Raw genomic sequence first — 824 nt, 5'->3', positions numbered from 1 at the left:
AGATGTGTATAAGAGACAGGTACCTCACCATGCGGCTGCACGCCGCCGGCGGGGAGCCCACCTATGCCCTGCTGGAGATCGCCAACGGCGAAGAGGTCCCGGCCCGGGAGATGGACTCGGCCGCCGTCTGCGCGCTCACCGAAATGGCCATCTGCGTCGCCGCCCTGGACAACGACCGGCACTCCTTCGCCCGGGAGTCCGGGCGTCGCCAGACCGACCAGAACATTCTCACCGTCCTGATGGCCCAGGACGGCAGCACAGCCGAGCAGGCACTCCACGATGCCGTCGCCCTGCGGGACAGTGTCCTGTGCCGCTTTCTCGAACTCGGCGAGAAGGTACGGGCGCGCGCCGGCCGCCCGCTCCGCCGCTACCTCGACGATCTCGCCCACGGCATCCGCGGCAACATCGACTGGGCCCGGGATGTGCCGCGGTACCTCCACACGTACGGCCGGGGCGCTGTGCCCCGGACTCCCACCGCCGTCCCGTCCACCGCCTGGTCCGAAATCCCGCTGGCGGACGGCCGGGTCCCCCCGCGTCTGCCCACCATCGCCTGGTGGTGGCAGGACCACGTCTGAGGGCCGTCCGGCGGAGCGGGACGCGCTGCCGGACGGCCGTGCGCCCCCGTCGCCTTCGGCACGGCCGCGGCGCGGACATTCCGCGCGCCGACGGGATCGCGAGCGACATCGGTGTGTTCGTCGGGACGAGCCCGCGCGCACGCCGTCCGGCAGACGTCCTTCCTCTACGGCACGAGCCCGGCGGAGCGGTGTCGAACTGCGCGGCCCGTTCACCCGGTCGGTACCCGCACCCGACTGGCCCTGTCTCTT

General features: G+C 72.1%; 1 protein-coding gene. It reads left to right on the top strand.

What is annotated here, in order from left to right; translation table 11 throughout:
* A partial coding sequence (locus tag IH13_RS0131350) for a terpene synthase family protein (protein WP_234433465.1) occupies positions 1–575 on the top strand: 575 nt, incomplete at its 5' end.
* Positions 576–824 lie beyond the last annotated feature (249 nt).

Origin of the sequence: Streptomyces sp. NRRL WC-3549, from assembly GCF_000721935.1 — a bacterium.
In the GTDB taxonomy this organism is placed as follows: Bacteria; Actinomycetota; Actinomycetes; order Streptomycetales; family Streptomycetaceae; genus Streptomyces.
Note: the sequence above shows the minus strand (reverse complement) of the source record. Positions and strands in the feature narration are given on the sequence as shown.